We start from the raw sequence: 20,274 nt of genomic DNA on the forward strand, positions 1-20,274 counted from the left end.
GCATTTCGCCTTTGACCGAAAAGTGTGCCGCCCTTCCGCTTTTTATTCGGGCTCACGGAACAGTTTGACGGTTTGAATGACCTGGTTTTCGATCTGCATCACGTGCATCCGGCAATGGCCGATTTTTAGACAGATTTCCCCTTCCGGAATTTCACGGAGCGCTTCGAGAATCAGGCCATTGAGCGTTTTGGGACCGCGCACAGGCAATTGCAGCGAAAGGGTGCGGTTCAGCTCGCGCAAGGGCATGCTGCCTGGGGCAATGCATTCTCCTCTCCAGTTCCACCGCAAGCGCGCGCCTTGCAGATGAGGCAGCGCGCTGGCGAATTCGCCGGTCAATTCTTCGATGATGTCCTGAGGCGTCACAAGCCCCTGCACTTCACCGTATTCATCGACGACAAGCGCCACTGGGTGCGGATGTTTCTGAAAGGATTGCAGTTGCTGGAAGACAGGCGTGCCGCTTGGGATAAAGCAAGGCTCGCTGAGCAGAGCGCGCAGCCTTTCATGTTGAAACAAACCTGCGCGCCGCGCCGCGAACGTTTTGCGAACTTCCAGAATGCCGAGCGGCCGGTTGATATCATCTTCGTAGACCGGCAGCGCATGGCGTTTGCTGGCGTCCAGTTGCTGCAGCAGATGTTCAATCGGCGCGTTGAAATCAAGCGCCTCAATGCGCGTGCGGGGGGTCATTACATCATCGACAGAGGTATGTTCAAGGTCGAACAGATTCAGCAGAATGCGGCGATGCGGATAAGGGAGAAAATGACTCTCTTCCAGCACCATCGCGCGCAGCTCGTCGATGGACAGGCGATGCGTTTGCGCATGGCGCGTGTCGATGCGTAACAGGCGCAGAAGACCGGACGCGAACAGGTTGAGGCATCCGACAAAGGGGCGCGTGATGCGCATTAAAGGAGCCAGCACAAGGCTGACCGGCAGCGCGATTTTTTCCGGATAGGTTGCGCCGGCAATTTTCGGCGTAATTTCGCTTAACAGAATGATGAGGAATGCAATGCCGGCGGTTGCGATGGCCAGTACGGAAGGGTGAACGCCAAAGACGCGCAGCGCGATAGAGGTCGCCAGCACGGAAATGACGGTATTGATCAGACTGTTGCCGATTAACAGAAAACTGAGCAGTTGATCGGTGCGCGCCAACAGGCGTTGAGTTGTGCGCGCGCCAAGCGCGCCCTGTCTGACGGCATGTTTAAGCCGATGGCGGTTCAGCGCCACCATCGCCGTCTCGGAAATGGAAAAAAAGGCGGAAAGCAGCAACAGGGCGACAATGACGCCCAGTTGCGTCCATAGGGGAAAAGCGTTCAAGCGAAGTGTTTGAACAGTTGTCGTCAAAAATGTGGTCGGGGTGAGAGGATTCGAACCTCCGGCCTCTACGTCCCGAACGTAGCGCTCTACCTGGCTAAGCTACACCCCGATTCTTTTCAAATCGGCTGCAACGGCGTCACCCGCCGCTCGCCGTATTACTCATACTGTCTTCGCGACGGGTTCCTTGTTGCAACGCGATTTGAAAAGAATCTAAAGCCCTAGAATTTTCGCGTCGTCGAATATGCGCACAATTCTAGCAAGCTTTGTGTGTAGATCGAGTGAGGGAATGCGCGCAGCGCGCTAGCAGCGTGTTGCGCTTCGCGCTGCGCGCATTCTCGAGTGTAGTCGAGCGCGCCCGATGCGCGCAGTGCATCGGAAATGTCTTCAAAATGGCGTCTGTCGCCTTTTTCGACCGCCGCGCACACTTGCGCGCGTTGAGCGCTGCCGCCGTGCTTGAGCAGATAGATAAGCGGCAGCGTCATCTTGCCTTCGTGCAAATCATCGCCGGCATTCTTTCCCATCGATTGCACATCGCCCGCATAGTCAAGCCAATCATCCATCAGTTGGAACGCGGTGCCGATGCGCCGGCCGAATTCGGCGGCGGCGTTTTCCAGCGCGGTGTTCGCATCCGAAATGAGGGCGCCGAGCTGCGCCGCCGCTTCGAACAGCTTGGCCGTTTTGTAGTGGATGATCTGCATGTAGCGTGCTTCATCCATCTCTGTCTGTCGCGCGTTCAGCAACTGCAAGACTTCTCCTTCGGCAATCGTGTGGGTCGCGTCAGCCAGAATGTGCATCACGCGCGCGCGCCCGACACTGACCATCATCTGAAACGCGCGCGAATACAGAAAATCGCCCGTCAATACGCTGGCCGCGTTGCCAAAGAGCGCGTTGGCCGTTTTTTTACCGCGTCTGAGATTGGACGCATCGACCACGTCGTCATGTAGCAGCGTAGCGGTATGGATAAATTCGATGACGGCAGCCAGAAGATGGCGTTCCTGGCGTTGCGCGCCGAGCGCGGCGCTCACGAGCAGCAACAACGCCGGCCTAAGCCGTTTGCCGCCCGCGGCAATCAGATATTGGGCGATGGTCCGGATAAGTTCGACTTCAGAATCGAGGTGCTGCCAAATCACGCGGTTGAGCTGAGCAAGCTCGTCGGCAATGGGGGTAAGAAAACCGTAGGAATTGTGCACTTTACAACAGGCGTTTCGCACCGCCGCGCTGGCAAGGCGCGCCGACGCAGACAGTACAGTGAGTATGGCAAGGGGCGCTGCGCCGACCAGCGCGGCTGTGCGAAACGCCTGAGAGGAACGGATTGATGCGCGGAATTATTATAAACGGCCTCTTTGAGAAAGCCGCATCCAGCGCCGCAGCGCGATGAGGCTGCCGATGGCTTCGACGAGTGAAGCGGGAATCCACAGAATCAGGCCGCCGATGCTTTGATCGACCTGCGCAGGCAAACCAAAGGCGCGACCGCACAGATCGAAGATCGGATACAGGTCGCGCTGCGTGAAAGTGATGTAAGCGCCCGCGAGAATCTGCGGCGTCATCGTGAAAAGCGGCGACAGGACGCGCAATCCTGCGCGCAGCCGCGCGGGCGGCGCGGGACGATGATCGAGCAGGATGCCCCAGTACGCTAAACCCGTGACCGCAACGGACCCGTTCATGAACCGGTAAAGCCGCGCGTCGATCATCGATAGAAACTGGATCGATGGCACCAGCCAGATCAGCACAGAGACAAGGAAAATGATCGAGACCAGCGCCGGATGGAGCAAAGCATTGAGTATGGCGCGCAGCGCGGCGGTTTGACGGCAGGCGCGCACGCACATCCGTCCGCGCAGCGGCAGCCCAGCGTGCAGCACGGAGATTGGATAAGAAGCCATCACCAAAAGCGGCGCTAAGTGGTGCAATACGAGATGCTGGCTGCGGTGCGCAAAAAACTCATGCTCGGCGTAATAATCGACGCGTGTTTGCAGCGCCAGATAGAACAGCGCAAAGCCAGACCAGAATGCAATCCTGCGCGCGCGGCTCACCTGTATATGGCAGGCGCCGCGCAGATAGAGCGCGCCGGCGGCAATGAAAATCATCGGTAATACGATGGACGGTTCCCACGGAATCAAGAATTGCAGCAGTGACATGGCGAACATGGAAAAGGTGAATGCAGCCGGGCGCGCCGATGCAAACGCTATAATTGCTGATTCGTCTTAGGCCGTCTCACAATGACCCGATACATCTTTATCACCGGCGGCGTCGTGTCTTCTCTGGGTAAGGGCATTGCTGCCGCCTCTCTCGGCGCGATCCTTGAATCCCGCGGACTGGCCGTCACGCTTCTCAAACTGGACCCTTATATCAATGTCGATCCAGGCACGATGAATCCCTTGCAGCACGGCGAAGTATTCGTGACCGAAGACGGCGCGGAGACGGATCTTGATCTCGGCCATTATGAACGCTTTGTGCAGACCAGAATGCGCCGCGAGAACAATTTCACCGCCGGGCAGATTTACGAGTCTGTATTGCGCAAGGAGCGGCGCGGCGCGTATCTGGGCAAAACCGTCCAGGTGATTCCGCATATTACCCACGAGATTCAAACCTTCATCGAGCGCGGCGTACAGGCGGCGAAGGCGTTGCCTGATATTGCGATTGTTGAAATCGGCGGCACGGTCGGTGATATTGAATCGCTGCCCTTTCTGGAAGCCGCCCGCCAGATGCGTTTACGTCTTGGCCAAAGGCAAGCGTGTTTTGTGCATCTAACATTGGTTCCGTATTTGCCCGCATCTAGCGAACTCAAAACCAAGCCGACCCAGCATAGCGTGCAAAAGCTGCGTGAAATCGGCATTTCTCCGCATGCGCTGCTCTGCCGGGCGGATCGCGATATTCCGGATGAAGAGCGGGCCAAGATTTCCCTGTTTGCCAATGTGCCGCAAGACGCGGTGATTTCAGTGCGCGATGTCGATAATATTTACACGATCCCGCATATGCTGCATGCGCAGGGGCTGGACGATCTTCTCTGCGCTGAACTGGACTTAACGCCGCCGCCCGCGGATTTATCCGTCTGGACGCGGATGGTCGATGCACTTGAACATCCGCGGCGGCGCGCGGTGATTGGCCTAGTCGGGAAATATGTCGATTCAGCCGAATCGTATCAATCGCTGGTTGAAGCGTTAAAACATGCGTCTATCCACACATTGACCCAGGTCGAGATTGAATATATCGATTCAGAGGCGATTGAACAGAACGGTTTGTCCGCGCTAGACGCTCTCGATGCGATTCTCGTCCCAGGCGGATTTGGCGCGCGCGGCGTCGAGGGCAAAATCGCGGCGATTCAATATGCGCGCGAGGCAAAAATCCCTTACTTAGGCATTTGTCTGGGGATGCAGCTTGCGGTCATCGAATTTGCGCGCCATGTCGTTGGACTTGCGCACGCGAACAGTACCGAGTTTGATCCGGCAACGCCCTATCCAGTGGTGGCCTTGATCACAGAATGGTGCGACCGCGCGGGCGCGGTTGAAAAGCGCTCTGCGCATTCCAATCTCGGCGGTACGATGCGGCTGGGCGCGCAGCGCGCGCCGGTCAAAGCCGGTACGCGGGCGGCGCGCATGTATGGCGCGAGCGTGAACGAGCGGCATCGCCATCGCTTTGAGGTGAATGGCCGCTTTGTTCCGCAGCTCGAAGCGCACGGGATGATCATCAGCGCTGCGACGCCTAAAGATCAATTGCCCGAAATGGTGGAATTAACAGAAACCCTGCATCCGTGGTTTATCGGCGTGCAATTTCACCCTGAATTCGCTTCGACGCCGCGCGCGGGCCATCCGCTTTTCAACCGCTTTGTAGAAGCCGCGCTCCAACATCAACGCGCGCGTCAACTGCCTGCGCCCGCGCCTTTAAAGATGTGTCACGGATGAATTTATGCGGATTTGAGGTTGGACTTGACCGGCCTTTCTTTTTGATTGCCGGGCCGTGCGTCATTGAGTCCCGACAAATGGCGCTTGAGATGGCGGGCGCGTTGAAAGACATCTGCGCGGCGCTGGCGATTCCGTTCATTTTCAAAGCCTCATACGACAAGGCGAACCGCAGCTCAAGCCAATCGTTTCGCGGCTGCGGCATTGACGCCGGACTGGAGATTCTCGCGGAAGTGCGCAGCCGCGTCGGTGTACCCGTGCTGACCGATGTGCATACCGAGCAGGATGTGGCGCGCGCCGCCGCAGTCGTCGATGTCTTGCAAACGCCCGCTTTTCTGTGTCGGCAGACGGATTTCATCCAGGCCTGCGCGCGTTCCGGCAAGCCAGTCAACATCAAAAAAGGCCAGTTTCTGTCTCCGTATGAGATGAAAAACGTGATCGATAAAGCGCGCGCGGCGGCGCGCGCGGCGGACTTGGACGAAAACCGTTTCCTCGCGTGCGAGCGCGGCGTATCCTTTGGCTACCACAATCTGGTGTCCGATATGCGCGCGCTGGCCATCATGCGCGGAACGGGCGCGCCGGTGGTGTTCGACGCCACGCATTCGGTGCAATTGCCAGGCGCGCAGGGCGCGGCTTCAGGCGGCCAGCGCGAGTTTGTACCGGTTCTGGCGCGCGCCGCGGTCGCGGCGGGCATCGCCGGACTGTTTATGGAAACGCATCCAGAGCCGTCGAAAGCGTATTCCGACGGCCCGAACGCAGTCCCGCTCGCGCGGATGCGCGAATTGTTAGAGGTGTTGGTCGCGCTGGATGCGGTTGTCAAAAGTCAGATTCTGAACGGATGCTCAAAAGATTTTTTGGAGTGACAAAAATGAGCACGATTGTTGACATCATTGGCCGCGAAGTGCTGGATTCACGCGGCAATCCCACGGTTGAATGCGATGTCTTGCTGGAATCCGGCGCAATGGGGAGAGCTGCGGTGCCGTCGGGCGCATCGACGGGTGCGCGCGAAGCGGTTGAATTGCGCGATGGCGATGCGAGCCGTTATTTGGGCCGCGGCGTATTGAAGGCGGTCGAGCATGTGAATACTGAAATCGCCGAGGCGGTGATGGGACTCGACGCCTGCGAGCAGGCCTTTCTCGATAAAACGCTGCTTGAACTTGACGGAACCGAGGATAAGTCACGGCTCGGCGCAAACGCGCTGCTCGCTGTATCGATGGCGGTCGCGAAGGCGGCGGCCGACGAAGCGGGACTGCCACTGTATCGCTACCTGGGCGGCGCGGGCGCGATGCAAATGCCGGTGCCGATGATGAATCTCATCAACGGCGGCGCGCATGCAAATAACCGGCTGGATTTTCAGGAATTTATGATCGTGCCGGTGGGGCAACCGAGTTTTCGTGAAGCGCTGCGCTGCGGCGCGGAAGTCTTTCATGCGCTGAAGACAATGCTGGCCGATGCTGGAATGCGTACGGCGGTCGGCGACGAAGGCGGATTTGCGCCCGATTTCGGCAGCCATCAAGAATGCTTGACAATCCTCGTGCGCGCCATCGAACAGGCCGGTTATCGCGCGGGCGAAGAGGTATTGTGCGCGCTCGACTGCGCATCGAGCGCGTTTTATCGCGACGGCCGATATCATCTGGCGGGTGAAGGACTGCAATTGAATGCCGCCGAATTGACCGATTATCTGAGCGCGCTGGCCAAACAATTTCCGCTGATATCGATTGAAGACGGCATGGCCGAAAACGATTGGGATGGTTGGGCATTGCTGACCGAAAGGCTCGGCAAACGCCTCCAACTGGTCGGCGATGATGTATTTGTCACGAATACCCGCCTGTTCAAAGAGGGCATTCAACGCGGCATTGCAAATTCGATTTTGATCAAAGCCAACCAGATTGGAACGTTGACGGAGACTTTTGCGGCCATCGAAACGGCCAAGCGCGCCGCTTATACGGCAGTCGTCTCACACCGTTCGGGCGAAACGGAAGACACGACCATTGCCGATATCGCCGTCGGGCTGAACACGGGACAAATCAAAACCGGCGCTTTATCGCGCACCGAGCGCATCGCCAAATACAACCAACTGCTGCGCATTGAAGAGGATTTAGGTGAAATCGCCGCGTATGCGGGTCATTCGGCGTTTTATCACTTGAAAACGTTGCGTTGAGATTCTGTTTTGAATGTTTGCATGCCGCCCCTCACTTTTATCCTGGCAGTTCTGTTAGCGCTTATCCAATATCCGCTCTGGTGGGGGCATGGCGGCTGGCGCTCCGTTCACCGGCTCGAACATCAGTTGACGGGTCAGCAACGTATCAACGCACGGTTAAAACAGCGCAATGAACAGTACGCGGGCGAAGTGCGGGATCTGGAGCAGGGAACGGCGGCAATCGAAGAACGCGCGCGTTATGAACTGGGAATGGTCAAAGAAGGCGAGGTGTTTGTGCAATTTGTTTTTGCCGCAGGCCAGGCCAGAAAAAACCGGGTGACTCCCTGAAGCGGGACAACTCAGCGCCGATTCATTGATACGCTTGCTGGAACTCAACATCCAAGGGTTGCGGGGGTAGGATTTGAACCTACGACCTTCGGGTTATGAGCCCGACGAGCTGCCAGACTGCTCCACCCCGCGTCTGAAGAGGTTGGACTATAGCATATCTGTGTTCTGTTTGAATAGACATTCCGCCCAACATTATTTATGAATATTCATTCGTTGCAGGCAGTGCCCGCGCGTCTTGCGCAGGTGCGCGCTGTCATGGCACGCGAACATCTGGATGCTTATATTGTGCTTTCGTCCGATCCGCATCTGTCCGAATATCCGCCTGCGCGCTGGCAGAGCCGGGCGTTTTTATCCGGCTTTACCGGCTCCGCGGGCACATTGATTGTGACGAATGATTTCGCCGGCGTGTGGGTCGATAGCCGTTATTGGACTCAGGCGGAAACGCAGCTCGCCGGCAGCGGCGCTGCGCGGATGAAAATCACCGCGCAATCCGCGGTTCCATATCTGGACTGGCTGCTGGCGCATATCCCGGCAGGCGGAACAATTGGCGTCGATGGAGGCGTCCTAAGTCTTGCGTGCGCGCATACGCTGCTGGATGCCTGCAACGCGCGCGATATCGCGTTGCGTCCTATTGATCTGCTGGAAATCGACCCAGCGCTGTGGCCGGATCGCCCTCCGCTTCCCATAAATCCCGTGTTTGAGCATACGCTGCCGTATGCCGGCGCGCCGCGCGCGGACAAACTCGCGCGCATCCGTGCGGCGATGCGCGAACACGGCGCTGACTGGCATTTCCTCTCAACGCTGGATGATATTGCCTGGCTGCTCAATATGCGCGGCGCGGATATTCCTTACAACCCGGTCTTCATTGCGCATGCGTTGATTGGCCCGGAATCGGCCACATTATTCGTTGCACCGGGCAAAATGCCCGCGCCATTGGCCGAATCACTGGCTGCGCACGGAGTGCGTCTTGCGCCATATGAACAGGCGGGTGATGCGCTCGCGCGTCTGCCCACAGGCGCAGCCCTGTTATTGGATCCGCGCCGGACCGCCTGGGCATTCGCGCGGCGCATCCCAGAACAGGCGCGCATCATTGAGGCGGTCAATCCGTCCACGCTGGAGAAATCGCGCAAAACGGCGTCTGAAGCGGCGCACATCCGGATGGCAATGGAGCAGGACGGCGCTGCATTATGTGCATTTTTTGCCTGGTTTGAACAGGCGTTGGGCTCGCACATCCTCACCGAGTTGAGCATCGATGAACAATTGACTGCCGCGCGCGCGCGCCAGCCGGATTTTATCAGCCCCAGTTTTGCAACCATTGCCGCGTTTAACGCGAACGGCGCAATGCCGCATTACCAGGCCAGCGCTGCATCGCATGCCAGAATTTGCGGCGACGGTATCTTACTGATCGATTCAGGCGGCCATTATTCAGGCGGGACGACGGATATTACGCGCGTCGCGCCGGTTGGCGCGCCAAGCGCTGCGCAGAAGCGCGATTTCACCCTGGTGTTAAAAGGGGTGATTGCGCTATCAAGGGCGCGTTTTCCAAACCGAATCCGCGCGCCGATGCTCGACGCCCTGGCGCGCGCGCCCCTGTGGGCGGAAGGGATGGATTATGGTCATGGCACGGGTCACGGCGTTGGCTATTGCCTGAACGTACATGAAGGCCCGCAGGCGATTTCCTATCGCGCGGATGCGCGCCCTGAGACGGCGATGGAGGAGGGCATGGTCACGTCGATTGAACCGGGCATTTACCGGCCTGGACAATGGGGGGTGCGGATTGAGAACCTGGTGTTGAATCGCCGTGTTCAAAGCGCGGAAGAAGGGGACAAAGAACGCGTTTTTCTCGAATTTGAGACGCTCACGCTTTGCCCAATCGATACGCGCTGTATTGAACGCGATTTGTTGCGCGCAGATGAAATGGATTGGCTGAATGCGTATCACGCAATGGTGCGCCGCCGGCTCGCGCCGCGGTTATCTGGCGCGGCGCGCGCCTGGCTGGAAGAACGCACGCGCGCGATTTGATATAGCCAAGCGCATTTAATTTGAGACAAGGAAGCAGCCGCGAAGACAGTATACAAATATGGCGAGCTTTGAAGCCACCGTATCAGATTAAATGCGCTTGGCTATAAAAGTCGCCATCATAAAATTTGCAGCAATAAAGGAGACATTGCTCATGTCATTTGCCGTACTGTTTGACACACATAAATTTGTCCATAAGCTCAGAGACGTCGGATTCCTAAGAAACACCCGTTGCAGCTTGTAGAGTAAAGCCGAATTCTGCAGCACGAGGATGTAATTGCTTGAGCACCCGATCACGGTAGCGCTGCTCGTAGTAGTCAGCACCTGGGTCGCGGTAGTCCAGTCCATGGCGCATCGTGTGATAGAATAGGGTCACAATTTTGCGTGCAGTGGCGGTGACGGCCTTGGCCTTTCCAATTCGGGCGGCCAAGCGCCGGTAGAAAGCGCCGAGTGCGGTATGCGTTCGCCCGACGGCCACGGCGGCCCGTCTCAGATGGGCGGTAACGCGATTGATCGTTTTTCTGGTTTTGGCCGATAAAACCTTTCCGCCGCTGATTTTGCAGCCAGGCGAGAGACATCACCAGGAAGCAAAATGTTTGGCGCTGGGCCATCGGCTCAGATCGGTCCCGCATTCCGAGACCAGACGTAGCGCCAGATGGGGGCCGATGCCATGAATTTGAGTGAGATGGGTACCGGTGAGCGGGTAAAGAAGGGGGCGGACCTCAAAATTCACCGGATGAGCAGATCGGCTACGATGACGGAGTGCGGGCAAAGGGCTCATAGGCTCCGGCTTTTCAGCGGTGATGGAGGCCAGCGCCTGCTCAATTTGCGCATCGCATTCCTGGATGCGAGCTTGATAGAACTCATAGAGTTCCAATGCCTGCTTGAGAGCACACACATGTTCCGGCTGATCATTGCCAACCCGGGCGGATTGAACGGTGTGTTCACTCGCTTTACAGCGGTCGTCCCGCATCCTGGCCAGCACTTGCGGGTTCCGCTCTCTGCCTACAATGGCGCGAATCATCCGCATCCCGGTCGCTCCCGTCATGTCGCTGACAACGGGATGCAGTTGCAGATTCATAAACGTCAATGCTTTTTGCATAGGCTGAATATGAGAAGCAGCGTATTCCAGGTGACATTCCCGCAAACGCAGAGAGGCTCGCAATGCCGCGATCTGCCTGCCTGGGCGAAAACTGGCGTGAAGTCACCCACAGGCAGGCAGACGTTGCAGCCACTGTGCATCACTGACATCACTCTTGCGGCCTGGTACGGCACGGGCTTGGCGCGCGTTGGCCAGCACGACCTCCATGCCGTGATCTTCCAGTATCTCGTAGACGGGTACCCAATAAACGCCGGTCGACTCCATAGCCACTGTTTTAACGCCCATTTCCTGGAGCCACCGTGCCATGCGCTGAAGTCACCGGTAAAAGCTTGAAAAGTCTGCACCGGCTCGGCGCATCGTTCCGGATCAACAGCGGCTACGTGAACACGTGCGCCGATGTCGATGGCAGCCGCCCGTTCATTAATCATCGGTCATCCGGATGACTTGCGTTTGGTTTTGGACATAAAGACCTCCTGCGGCGAATCATGAAAGGATAGAAATACGCAGGACGGGGATTCGGATTACGTCACTTTCCTAAACGGGGTCACATAAGCGCCACCACAGCTTGGTCCGCAGCTTCCCCTAGGCCATGTTAAGGAACGGGGTCAAATGCCTCCAAAAGACCGGCGGCCTCAAGTCCATGCGCGCAACTAGACGACTCCTCCCGTGTTTCTACCCATAGGGGGCGGGGCGTAGCCCCGTAGACGGTTTAGGAGGCACAGCACGATGTCAACAAGAAGTCTGTATCGTCGGCACAGTCCGCAGTTCAAGTTGCCACTGTGCGCGGATATTCGGGACGGTAAGATTGGACGGCGTGAAGCCAAGCGTACTTACCCAATTTCAGCCAACCGGATTCAGTTGTGGCTGAGCCAGTATGATCGCGGCGAACTGAATGCTGAAGAAGCGGCGGCTATCACGATTTCAGAATATGAAGCCAAAATCGCGGCGTTGGAGCGCACAGTCGGACAACTCACGATGGAGGTCGGCCTACTTAACCCCCCCGATTGCGACTCGAAACCAGCAGCGAAAACCGCTCTATCGTCAGCGCCCCTGGGTCTTTCCATTCGACGGGGGCAAATGATCCAACTCCCACGGAGCACTTTTTATGATCAAGCCCAGCAGTCAGCATAATTGGCCGACATACTCAAATCTATATTTATAGTCTGTGTTGTCCAGTCTCAGGGATTCGCTCCATTCCTGGCTCACTTTTCGGTGCATTTCAACACATGAGATTCCGATGATCGGCGCGGGCGGGATTTTTCAGCGGACGACGCGCGCGCCAAGCGCGCGGCGGGTAAACGCATGGCGCATCCACTGAGCGCATTTTTCAGTGAGATTGCGACTTTCGCGAGCGCGAAGCGACATAGTGCAAGCCGCTGAAAAATGCGCTAGTCGTCCTGCACAATTTCGATCTCGACCCGCCGGTTCGGTTGCAGGCAGGCGATCAATTCCGCCCGGTTCTTCTGTGCGCATTCGACGAGCGGGTTTTGTTTACCAAAGCCGCGCGCGGCCATCAGCGCGCGCACGCCGCGAGCCGCCAGATAATGCTTCACCGCTTGCGCGCGCCGCTCGGAGAGCCTTAGGTTATACGCCGCGCTACCGAGCCGGTCGGTATAGCCGGTAATCGTCAGTTGCTTCACCGTATCGACCTGTTGCACGTCCTGCGCCAGTTGGTCGAGTTTTTCCCGGCGCTCGCTCGGTGAGGTCGATAAATCGGCTCGGTCAAACGCAAATAAAGCATCGGCGCCCAACACGCGCTTCGCCGGCAGCGCGGGCTTCGGAGCGGGGGCAGGCGCGGGCGGCGGCGGACATGCCTCGGCCGCCGCCTGCGCGGCGCTGGTCCAATCCTCTGCAATCTGGATATACGGATTCGCATGCCGCCAGCCTTGCTGCTTGTATTCATTGCCCGCGTGCACCAATTCGACTTCCGCGCACGCGGTTTTTTGCGCCGCGCACGCAGAGCCAGCATGACGCTTTAGTGCATTTAAGCGCATCCATAAATCGTCGCGTAGTTTCGCCGCGTTATTGACCAGCGGCGTCTGCTCGCCTGGATTGGGCGTCGTATTTGTCTCCAGCGCGCGCACGATTTTCTCTGATTCGCTGAGCGCCGCTTGTGGAAACGCCGAGCGGTCATTGCGCGTATATTCATGAAACGACACATCGAGCCAGCACTGCGCCTTGGACAAGAAATAATCCGAGACCTGAATCCCACGGTCATTGAGCGCCTTAATCCGCTGCTGCACCGCCTGATACGTCTTCTGATCGACTGAGATCGCCGCATCGGTGATGCGCGCCTTCGGTGCATTGAGGGCGGCCGTCTGCGCGGACACGCGATGGGCGATGCTCGCGCCAAGCAAAGCGGCGCACAGAGCCGTATAAGTGCAGATACGAAGAATGGGTTTGGTATTCATAGTCATGGTGTGTGTGAGCGTCAATTGAGAGGGGATAATTCAACACCGTTTATCTTGGCAATGTACGGTTGATCTGCGGATTGCGGCCACTGAACAGATGTTCGTCAAATTTAAAGCGCAGACGCAGATACGGGCCGCGCGCGGTATAGTCCGCCTCGTTCAGATCCGAATGAAAGCCGGCCCAGTTATAGCCCGCGGAAACCCACAGGTTCTGACCGAGTAGCCGGCCCACTTCGACCCCCTGCGCCCATTGTCCTTGGCGGTTCTTGTCCCGCTGATACATCCCCAGCATGCCGACATCCCAGTTCTCGGTGATGTCATACACGATTCGGCCACCCGTCAGCCAGGCGTAATAGCTGTCCTGTTGACCCGTGCGCAGCCGATCCGTCTGGCGTTTGCCCGCTAGCCGAAGCGTCATCCACCACGGTCGGCTGGGGTGATAATCCATGTGCGTCGATAGGATGTGCGCATCCGTCCGAATATTCGCCCGCTCCGCCTGCGCATCATCGCGCTCAAGTTTGTATTCATACATCGCCAGCGCATTCACCCGGTTGTTGTCCACCGGCCGCCATGCGACGCCGATCTGCGCCCGGTTCTGCATCGTGTTTCCCAACGGCTGCGCCTGCGCGTTGTCCTGATTCTGCGTGTAGAGCACGTAATTGCGCGCGAGCAGCGTCCAGTCCCGATCCAGCTTACGCGCAACCGCAACCGTGCTGAGCCATTGATTCTGCCCTTGATTGCCCAACAATGCCGGATTGTCAAATAATCGCCGGAATTCCAGCTTCGTCGATCCTCTCCACAGCGGATTGGCCGCATAATCCAAGCCGCCCGACAGCGCGAGCGCCTTTTGCTGCGGCCCGTTAAACACATGCAGATATTCTGCGCTGGTCGTTGCGCTTATGCCTTCCGCGATATTCCAGGTGTTACGCACCCCTGAGGCCTGCGCCATATCCCGCACGTTCGCCGTCTGGCCCGAGAGCGCATCGCGCAGCCGGTATTCGCTGAAGAGCGCGCCGCCCGGCATATAGGTGTTTTCAATTCCCGCGATCCAACTCGCGCTGCGATCCGCTGGATTGAGCGAATAAATCGACGCCAAACCACTTTGCCTTTCGTACCGCGTATATAAACGCGTGCGCTCGGCGACCTGATACGAGGCCCCGACCCCATAGCGGTGCTGAGTTTCGTTGTGAATGCCTTTTTCCACATCGCCTGAGAGCGTGAACTGATCGCTCACTTTGTATTGCGCGCCGACCCGCACCGTTGTTGCGTTCAGCGCTTTCACATTCGCGACGCCCGCGGTTGAATTTAACGGCGCAAAGGTGTTGATTGTTGCGCCGGTGACTGGATCGATTGAGGTATTGGGGATGCCGTTCCCAAAGAAACCGCCGGTCGGGCTTTGATTCATATTCAGCGGGGCGGTATTCGGCGCAATCCCCGCCGTCGAGGGCATTCCCGCTGTCTCCCGCACCCGCTGCAGCGATACATCCGTGGTAAGCCGCTCTCCGAGCTGAAACGCCACGCCTGCGCGCGCCGCATCACGGCGCGCAGCCGTGGTCCGATCTTCGGTGCGGAGCGCTTCTCCAAACAGCCGGACGCCATCGGCGACTTGAACGCTGCCTTTGACGCCCGCTTCACCGCGTCCGCCACTTAAATCCGCTGCGGTATTGTTAAATCCTGTGTCTGTGCGGCGCCAAAACGCATTTAAGCGCGTCACATCCCCTTGATGCACTAACTCGACGCGCGCGGCGTTACCGCTGGCTTTTTCGGACACTTCCCCGCTTTGGCCGGACGGCGTGGTATATACCTTGCCATCCGCGGTATAGGTGGTTGACGTGGTGCGCGCCACTTCGGCCACTAAGGCCGTTTTTTGGCCCAGCGCAATCACGGTATTCGCGCTATAGAGTTTGTACGGCGACAGCGGATTTTTATCTTCCACCGCCGAGCCGCCGAGGGTCACCGGCCCCAAGGTGAGCTGACCGTCCGCGCCTATCGTCCAGAATTTTTCCCCGCCTTGCTCCACTTCATACGTCACCCGAATCGATTGCGGATCGCCTTCCTCTGTAACGCTCGCAATCGGCCGCGTAAACAGAATCCGCCCTGAAAACGGTTCAAAGCTATAGTCTTCAAACCGGGTCAGCCGAGTAACGCGCTTGACCACGCCGAGCTGATTACGATCCCGCACCAGCAACTCGACTTTTTCAGAGTTCACAATCGCGGTATTGTTCTTCACAGCGAACGGCCCTGAGGTGCCGTTGGCCGGATATTCCTCAATCACTTGCTTTAGATTGTCATAGCTCGCAAAGACATTGCCGAGCGCCGGCCCCCGCTCATAATGCCCGCGCACTCCGGTTGCGCTGCGGTTGTATTGGCCGAACATCCGTTGCCGCACATTCGCCACCGCCCCGCCGCCCGTTCTCTGGCTAAAGCCGTCGCCGGTCGCGAAGTCTCCATACAGCAAATAGCTCTTCTTATGGTCAATCCGCACATATAGACGGTCGCTTGAGCGAGCGTCAAAGCCGCTGACCGAGCTATCGCCGTAGACGGGATAAAACTGCTCAGGGTCAATATCGCGCATCAACCGTGAGCGCGTTTCTTTGTCTGAATCAAAGGCGGCGGTGAGCAGCGTCTGGCCTAAAATTTTCCCTTTTAAGAAAAAGGCCGTGCGCGCCGCGGCATTCGCTTTGCCATGATTAAACTGCCGGCTCCAGCGCTTCAATTCCTGCTCGAACCCATCGTTTGAGCGCGCCGGCGCGAGCGCCGCCGCATTGAGCCGCCGCAGGCTGATCACCCCTTCAATCAAACCCGCCGCGATCATTTCGCGCAATTCCGGTACAAAGCGGATGACCCCTTCGGCCACCGCTGCGCCAGCGCTGACCCGCACTCGCACGTCCTGCGGGTTCATCGGCGCGAGCAGGCGGAAGGTTGCTGTACCTTGATCGACCTGGATTTGCGTACCGGGCGTGACCCGATCCAAATCGCGCTTTTCCGGCCCTAATTCATCGGTCGGCGCGCCATTGACCAGAATCCGGCCGCCGTCCGTCTCCACCGTAACGAAGGCCGGTTGAGTCAGCGGCGCGCCATTTTTATCGAACAGTTTGACCGTCACCTGCACCGGCGATTGGCCGTCTGCAGGTACCTCGTTGCGATCTGTGTCGACCACCACTTTCCCCACGGCGGCGTTCGCCGCATAATCCGCCTCGCCAATTTGACGCTTCAATACCGCCGGATTCGGCGCATATGGATCCAGCAGAGGCCAGCCTATCCGTGATTGCGCTGCGCCGAAAGCGGGATACGCGGCCGCCAGCGCGAATACCACCGGTTTAATTTGCATCAGAGCCTCCTGAGGATTCGCGCGGCGCGTCCTGGCGCGGTTTCACCATCGGTTGATTCGCACGGTCCGTGCCCTGGCGCGGAGTATCTGGCGCCTTGCCTTCAAATTTCAGCCCTGGCCCGGCCGCTTCGCCAGTCGCTTCGTTTTCCACGCTGCGCACTTCGCCTTGCGCTCGCCGCGCCTTGACCTGCTCCAGCACCCGGTTTGAACACGACCCTTCCGCAAAATCCGCGCGAATCAACTCGCCCTTCTTCACATCGAGGAACAGACTGTTCGCATCGCCCAGATTGCGGTTAGACGTGGTCGTCAACCGGCTGCCGCGCGGCAGCGTGATTGGATCGATCTTAATCACATGGCTCTTTGCGCTTAAGCCGCAGTAACTGTATTTGCCCTCCGCGTCGGTGATGAAATAGGCGCCGTCTTCCAGATACAGGCGCACGCCCGGGATACCCAGTTCTTCCGCATCCTGAATATGGTTGTGGTTACAGTCGACAAATACTTTACCGACCACGCACGCTTCCTCAGTAAACACGCCGCCGCGTACCTTCACCTGTGCGCTTGTCTCATTTGAAGGTTCGCCATAGGGCGGTCGCGCCTGCGCGCGGTTAGTGCCATCTCCCTGTTGCGCGCCGACCCCAATCCGCACGCGATAGCTGTAGCGCACCGCCGCTTGCGCAGGAATAGGTGGCAGCTGGAACCTCAGTTGTGGACCCGGTTTACCCTCCGGCTCCGTCATTGGCGTGTGGTTCATTAGCGCGCTGCCCTCGATATACCGAAAACCCGCCGGCAATTGATCGACGACCCGAACGCCCTCGACCGCGCCATGACCCAAGTTCTTCACTTCAATGGTGTACTGCACCGCATCGCCAATCTCGGCCACGCTTTTGTTCGCTGTTTTGATCGCGAGCAGCTTCGGCGCCTGCACCTCGGTTGTTGTCTCGCATTCATTAGGCGCACAGGAGGCGTTGCCGCCGGGCCCGATTGGATCACTCGGGCCGCCCGGGCCACCGGGCACGACGAGGTTTTTCAATGTGCCCGCCTGTTGCGCGCGGGCAGCAATCTCGATTTTCGCTTCACCGCCCGCCGCCAGACCCGCCGGCACTGTGCATACCAAGGTGCGGCCTTGGAGCGGCGCACACGTCGTCGGTGCGATTGGTTTGACCTCAATCTCCGAGAGATGTTCCGGTAAGGTATCGGTGAGCGTGATGGCCTGCGTCGTCGCGCCGTTGCCTTCATTCTTCGTGCTCAGCGTCCAGACTACCGACTCTCCAATTTGCATTTGCGCCGGGTGCGCCGTTTTACGCACCTGCACCTTCGGACCGGTCACGTCGATCTCGACGGTGACCGGCGGATTCGTCGGCTCGCCCCCGATCACCGCGTTCTTGTACTTCCCCGCCTGGGTTGGTTTCGCGCTGACCTCAATCGTGGTTTCGGCCCCCGCCGCAAAGCCCGCCGGCACGGAACACGTGAGCGTGCGGCCTTGAAGCGGCGCGCATGTGGTCGGCGCCGCTGGCTTCACCTCCACATCGCTCAAATGCTCCGGCAAGGTATCGGTTAACGGGTAGGCGTGGACGGTCGCGCCGTCGCCGCTGTTCTTCACGGTAATCGTCCAGCGGATCGGCTCGCCGATATTCACTTGTTTTTGTTGCGCGGTTTTGAAGAGCTGGATGTCCGAACGCGCCACCTGTGTCGTCGTCTCACATTGCCCCTGCGGACATTCCGGTTTATCCGGTCCCTCAGGCACTACCGCGTTCACATACTGCCCGGCCTGCGTCGCGGTGCCGCGGATTTCTACTTTCGCCTCGCTCCCCGCCGCGAAGCCCGCGGGCACCGCGCACTTCAGCTCACGTCCCTGCACCGCTGCGCAGGTCGCCGGCGCGCTCGGCTCGACCACAATATCGGTCAGATGCTCCGGCAAGGTATCGGTTAAGGTGACTGCCCCCGTCGTCGGCCCATCTCCCTCATTCTTGACCGTTAGCGTCCAGCGGATCGTCTCGCCCACATGGACCTGAGGCCGATCCACCGCCTTATGCACCGTCACCTTCGGCGCCGTGACCTGCGTGGTTGTTGTGCAGCCGTTGTTATCCGGGCATTTCGGCCCATCTTCTCCCGCCGGTGTCACCACATTGGTCGCTTGGCCAGCTGCCGTGACCTGCGCTGAAATAATGATTTTCAACTCGGCATTCACCCCCAGACGACCCGCCGCAATCGTGCACACGGGTTGGCTGCCTGGCGTCCATTGGTCCACCGGCGGGCAGTTCACTCCGTCATCCGGGGTCACTGCCTTCACCTGCACATTCGACGGCAGCGTATCGCTCAGACGGATTTCGCCCTTATTCGGGATATTGCCGATATTCCTGGCCGACATCGTCCAGTTCAACGTCTCGCCAATATTGACCTTGTCCTTGTCCGCCGTCTTCGTTACCTCAATCTGCGCCGCCAACTTCGGCATCGTGTTCGTAAACGTGCAGAAGATCTCGCCAAATTTAGTTGGATCAAAGCGCAGCGTCGCCGATGTCACCGGCGCATTCGTCGGGAGCCCGGTATGGATGGGTTGATTGTTCTCATCCGTGGACGACGTGCACGTCAAGGTACTCGGCGCATACCCCTCCAGCGGCGTTCTGCTCCCCGGCGCCATCTGCTCCGACACCACCACCGTATCCGCATGAGAGATCGCCTTCGCTTGCAGCACATTGCCCTGTGCATCTTTTTGTTCGCCTAATTCAGCGCCGGTCGTTGTCGCGCTACCCCGCTTATCGAACTGATTACCATTCGCGTTGGTAATGCTCAGCGTAAACTGGTCAGACGGTGCGATCCGTCCCACCCCTGTGTTATTCGGATCGAGAACGGTTTTCTTCACTTCTACGCCAGTCATTCCCAGCGCAAATGCGATGCCCTCTATACCGCCGCCGACCAAAACCGCTTCTACCTCTGACGGGGTAGAGGTTGTGACTACAGGCGCTGCCATACCAATACCAACACACCCAGAATTCCATTTGAGGCTTTTTTCTCCTTCTGGCTTAGAAAGAACAATACAATCAGGCCTATTGCTTTGATCGGGAATGAACTCAAGTACCTGCCAGACTCCCCCATTGGTCTTCACCGTAATACTTTCTATAGGGCCAGTGGACTCTCCATCGATCGCCACGAAATGGAAATTCGGCACGGGGTTGTTCAAGCGGTCAGTCACCCGAATGTCGCTGAATTTCAAAGTCGATGTCGTCTTGTGTTCGACAGTGTATAGAACAGGCTTGCCACCGATGCCTTTATAGCCCATATTGCCCAGCGGTGCCCCTCCAAAAGTTGGCACTGTCGCCGCCCGTAATGGGCGGCCCTCCCTTTTCAACGTAAACGATAAATTGCCTCCAGTCTCTAGCTCGAAGCTGAATTGCTGCCCTGCTGCGGAGCTGGCCTGCTGATCGTCATAGCCGGTCATATCAAAGAAGCACAGCGAATCTAAATATTTGCCTTGATATTGAGCGTTCTGGTTTTGCGCCGGGTCGGCCAAATAGCAACTTGCCGCCTGAGTCCATCCGCTTCCGCTATACAGAAGAAGGAGCGCGCCAAGCAGCAGCGCTTGCGCGATGCCCCGTGCATGGGCGCGTGCGCTTTTGATCGTATTCATCGTATTCATCAATAAAACCATTTCTTGTATGGATATTCTTTAGATTTTTAATCAAAACAGAAATAAAAACTGAAGCACACTTTAAACAATC

15 protein-coding genes, 2 tRNA genes and 1 pseudogene are annotated in these 20,274 nt (G+C 58.0%); 7 read left to right on the forward strand and 11 right to left on the reverse strand.

What is annotated here, in order from left to right:
* Window positions 1-42: 42 nt before the first annotated feature.
* The 4 genes from CAGGBEG34_RS04175 to CAGGBEG34_RS04190 form a co-directional block, all read right to left on the reverse strand.
* A complete protein-coding gene (locus CAGGBEG34_RS04175; protein ID WP_006682584.1) occupies window positions 43-1,311 on the reverse strand; it encodes an HlyC/CorC family transporter in 1,269 nt (422 codons plus the stop codon).
* A gap of 32 nt (window positions 1,312-1,343) precedes the next feature.
* Window positions 1,344-1,420: transfer RNA gene (locus CAGGBEG34_RS04180), tRNA-Pro, on the reverse strand.
* A gap of 109 nt (window positions 1,421-1,529) precedes the next feature.
* Window positions 1,530-2,501, reverse strand: coding sequence for a polyprenyl synthetase family protein (locus CAGGBEG34_RS04185; protein ID WP_006682585.1), 972 nt, complete (start codon window positions 2,499-2,501; stop codon window positions 1,530-1,532).
* Window positions 2,502-2,639: 138 nt separating this feature from the next.
* Window positions 2,640-3,446: a cytochrome c oxidase assembly protein gene (locus tag CAGGBEG34_RS04190; RefSeq protein ID WP_042688111.1), complete on the reverse strand. Its 807-nt coding sequence runs from the start codon at window positions 3,444-3,446 to the stop codon at window positions 2,640-2,642.
* An 81-nt stretch (window positions 3,447-3,527) separates the two neighbouring features.
* Between CAGGBEG34_RS04190 and CAGGBEG34_RS04195 the strand changes: the two genes are divergently transcribed.
* The 4 genes and pseudogenes from CAGGBEG34_RS04195 to ftsB all read left to right on the forward strand — a co-directional run.
* Window positions 3,528-5,210: a CTP synthase gene (locus CAGGBEG34_RS04195; RefSeq protein ID WP_006682587.1), complete on the forward strand. Its 1,683-nt coding sequence runs from the start codon at window positions 3,528-3,530 to the stop codon at window positions 5,208-5,210.
* Entirely contained in the window at window positions 5,207-6,070 is an 864-nt protein-coding gene (gene kdsA, locus CAGGBEG34_RS04200) for a 3-deoxy-8-phosphooctulonate synthase (RefSeq protein ID WP_006682588.1), read from the forward strand. Before CAGGBEG34_RS04195 ends, kdsA begins: the two co-directional genes overlap by 4 nt.
* A 5-nt stretch (window positions 6,071-6,075) precedes the next feature.
* Window positions 6,076-7,368 carry a phosphopyruvate hydratase gene (eno, locus tag CAGGBEG34_RS04205; RefSeq protein WP_006682589.1) on the forward strand — a complete coding sequence of 431 codons (1,293 nt, stop codon included), beginning with the start codon at window positions 6,076-6,078 and terminating at the stop codon, window positions 7,366-7,368.
* Window positions 7,369-7,389: 21 nt separating this feature from the next.
* Window positions 7,390-7,671, forward strand: a pseudogene (gene ftsB / locus CAGGBEG34_RS04210) (cell division protein FtsB); the annotation flags it as partial.
* Window positions 7,672-7,753: 82 nt separating this feature from the next.
* Here ftsB and CAGGBEG34_RS04215 read toward each other — a convergent pair.
* A tRNA-Met gene (locus CAGGBEG34_RS04215) sits at window positions 7,754-7,827 on the reverse strand.
* A 66-nt stretch (window positions 7,828-7,893) separates the two neighbouring features.
* On the opposite strand from CAGGBEG34_RS04215, the gene CAGGBEG34_RS04220 reads away from it, so the two are divergent.
* Window positions 7,894-9,717, forward strand: coding sequence for an aminopeptidase P family protein (locus CAGGBEG34_RS04220; protein WP_006682591.1), 1,824 nt, complete (start codon window positions 7,894-7,896; stop codon window positions 9,715-9,717).
* Between the two features lie 214 nt (window positions 9,718-9,931).
* Here CAGGBEG34_RS04220 and CAGGBEG34_RS11645 read toward each other — a convergent pair whose 3' ends face one another.
* From CAGGBEG34_RS11645 to CAGGBEG34_RS11655, 3 genes are all read right to left on the reverse strand, one after another.
* Window positions 9,932-10,192, reverse strand: a complete 261-nt coding sequence (locus CAGGBEG34_RS11645; protein ID WP_238984967.1) for a hypothetical protein — start codon at window positions 10,190-10,192, stop codon at window positions 9,932-9,934.
* A gap of 99 nt (window positions 10,193-10,291) precedes the next feature.
* Window positions 10,292-10,795, reverse strand: coding sequence for a transposase (locus CAGGBEG34_RS11650; protein ID WP_238984968.1), 504 nt, complete (start codon window positions 10,793-10,795; stop codon window positions 10,292-10,294).
* Between the two features lie 123 nt (window positions 10,796-10,918).
* Window positions 10,919-11,122, reverse strand: a complete 204-nt coding sequence (locus CAGGBEG34_RS11655) for an IS110 family transposase (RefSeq protein ID WP_238984969.1) — start codon at window positions 11,120-11,122, stop codon at window positions 10,919-10,921.
* Between CAGGBEG34_RS11655 and CAGGBEG34_RS11660 the strand changes: the two genes are divergently transcribed.
* Together CAGGBEG34_RS11660 and CAGGBEG34_RS04230 are read left to right on the forward strand one after the other, a co-directional pair.
* A complete protein-coding gene (locus CAGGBEG34_RS11660) occupies window positions 11,116-11,259 on the forward strand; it encodes a hypothetical protein (protein ID WP_238984970.1) in 144 nt (47 codons plus the stop codon). The two genes, CAGGBEG34_RS11655 and CAGGBEG34_RS11660, sit on opposite strands and share 7 nt — an antisense overlap.
* A 283-nt stretch (window positions 11,260-11,542) precedes the next feature.
* A complete protein-coding gene (locus CAGGBEG34_RS04230; RefSeq protein WP_238984971.1) occupies window positions 11,543-11,947 on the forward strand; it encodes a hypothetical protein in 405 nt (134 codons plus the stop codon).
* 257 nt (window positions 11,948-12,204) lie between these two features.
* Here the strand turns inward: CAGGBEG34_RS04230 and CAGGBEG34_RS04235 are convergent, their stop codons facing one another.
* The 3 genes from CAGGBEG34_RS04235 to CAGGBEG34_RS04245 are packed head-to-tail and all read right to left on the reverse strand — an operon-like array spanning window position 12,205 to window position 20,183.
* Window positions 12,205-13,233, reverse strand: coding sequence for an OmpA family protein (locus CAGGBEG34_RS04235; protein ID WP_081463738.1), 1,029 nt, complete (start codon window positions 13,231-13,233; stop codon window positions 12,205-12,207).
* A 43-nt stretch (window positions 13,234-13,276) separates the two neighbouring features.
* The gene (locus tag CAGGBEG34_RS04240) at window positions 13,277-16,558 is read right to left on the reverse strand and encodes an Ig-like domain-containing protein (RefSeq protein ID WP_006682593.1); all 3,282 of its coding nucleotides are present in this window, start codon (window positions 16,556-16,558) and stop codon (window positions 13,277-13,279) included.
* On the reverse strand, window positions 16,548-20,183 hold the full coding sequence (locus tag CAGGBEG34_RS04245) for a CshA/CshB family fibrillar adhesin-related protein (RefSeq protein ID WP_158641793.1): 3,636 nt from the start codon (window positions 20,181-20,183) through the stop codon (window positions 16,548-16,550). The genes CAGGBEG34_RS04240 and CAGGBEG34_RS04245 overlap by 11 nt, the downstream gene beginning before the upstream one ends.
* Window positions 20,184-20,274: the final 91 nt, after the last annotated feature.

Source organism: Candidatus Glomeribacter gigasporarum BEG34, assembly GCF_000227585.1.
Lineage (GTDB): Bacteria > Pseudomonadota > Gammaproteobacteria > Burkholderiales > Burkholderiaceae > Glomeribacter > Glomeribacter gigasporarum_B.

Coding starts and splice junctions, on each gene's coding strand:
- CAGGBEG34_RS11650 (WP_238984968.1), bottom strand. CDS start 10,795: ATGAATCTGCAACTGCATCCCGTTGTCAGCGACATGACGGGAGCGACC.
- CAGGBEG34_RS04245 (WP_158641793.1), bottom strand. CDS start 20,183: ATGAATACGATCAAAAGCGCACGCGCCCATGCACGGGGCATCGCGCAA.
- CAGGBEG34_RS04220 (WP_006682591.1), top strand. CDS start 7,894: ATGAATATTCATTCGTTGCAGGCAGTGCCCGCGCGTCTTGCGCAGGTG.
- CAGGBEG34_RS11655 (WP_238984969.1), bottom strand. CDS start 11,122: ATGGCACGGTGGCTCCAGGAAATGGGCGTTAAAACAGTGGCTATGGAG.
- kdsA (WP_006682588.1), top strand. CDS start 5,207: ATGAATTTATGCGGATTTGAGGTTGGACTTGACCGGCCTTTCTTTTTG.
- CAGGBEG34_RS04240 (WP_006682593.1), bottom strand. CDS start 16,558: ATGCAAATTAAACCGGTGGTATTCGCGCTGGCGGCCGCGTATCCCGCT.
- CAGGBEG34_RS04195 (WP_006682587.1), top strand. CDS start 3,528: ATGACCCGATACATCTTTATCACCGGCGGCGTCGTGTCTTCTCTGGGT.
- CAGGBEG34_RS04235 (WP_081463738.1), bottom strand. CDS start 13,233: ATGACTATGAATACCAAACCCATTCTTCGTATCTGCACTTATACGGCT.
- CAGGBEG34_RS04230 (WP_238984971.1), top strand. CDS start 11,543: ATGTCAACAAGAAGTCTGTATCGTCGGCACAGTCCGCAGTTCAAGTTG.
- CAGGBEG34_RS04190 (WP_042688111.1), bottom strand. CDS start 3,446: ATGTCACTGCTGCAATTCTTGATTCCGTGGGAACCGTCCATCGTATTA.
- eno (WP_006682589.1), top strand. CDS start 6,076: ATGAGCACGATTGTTGACATCATTGGCCGCGAAGTGCTGGATTCACGC.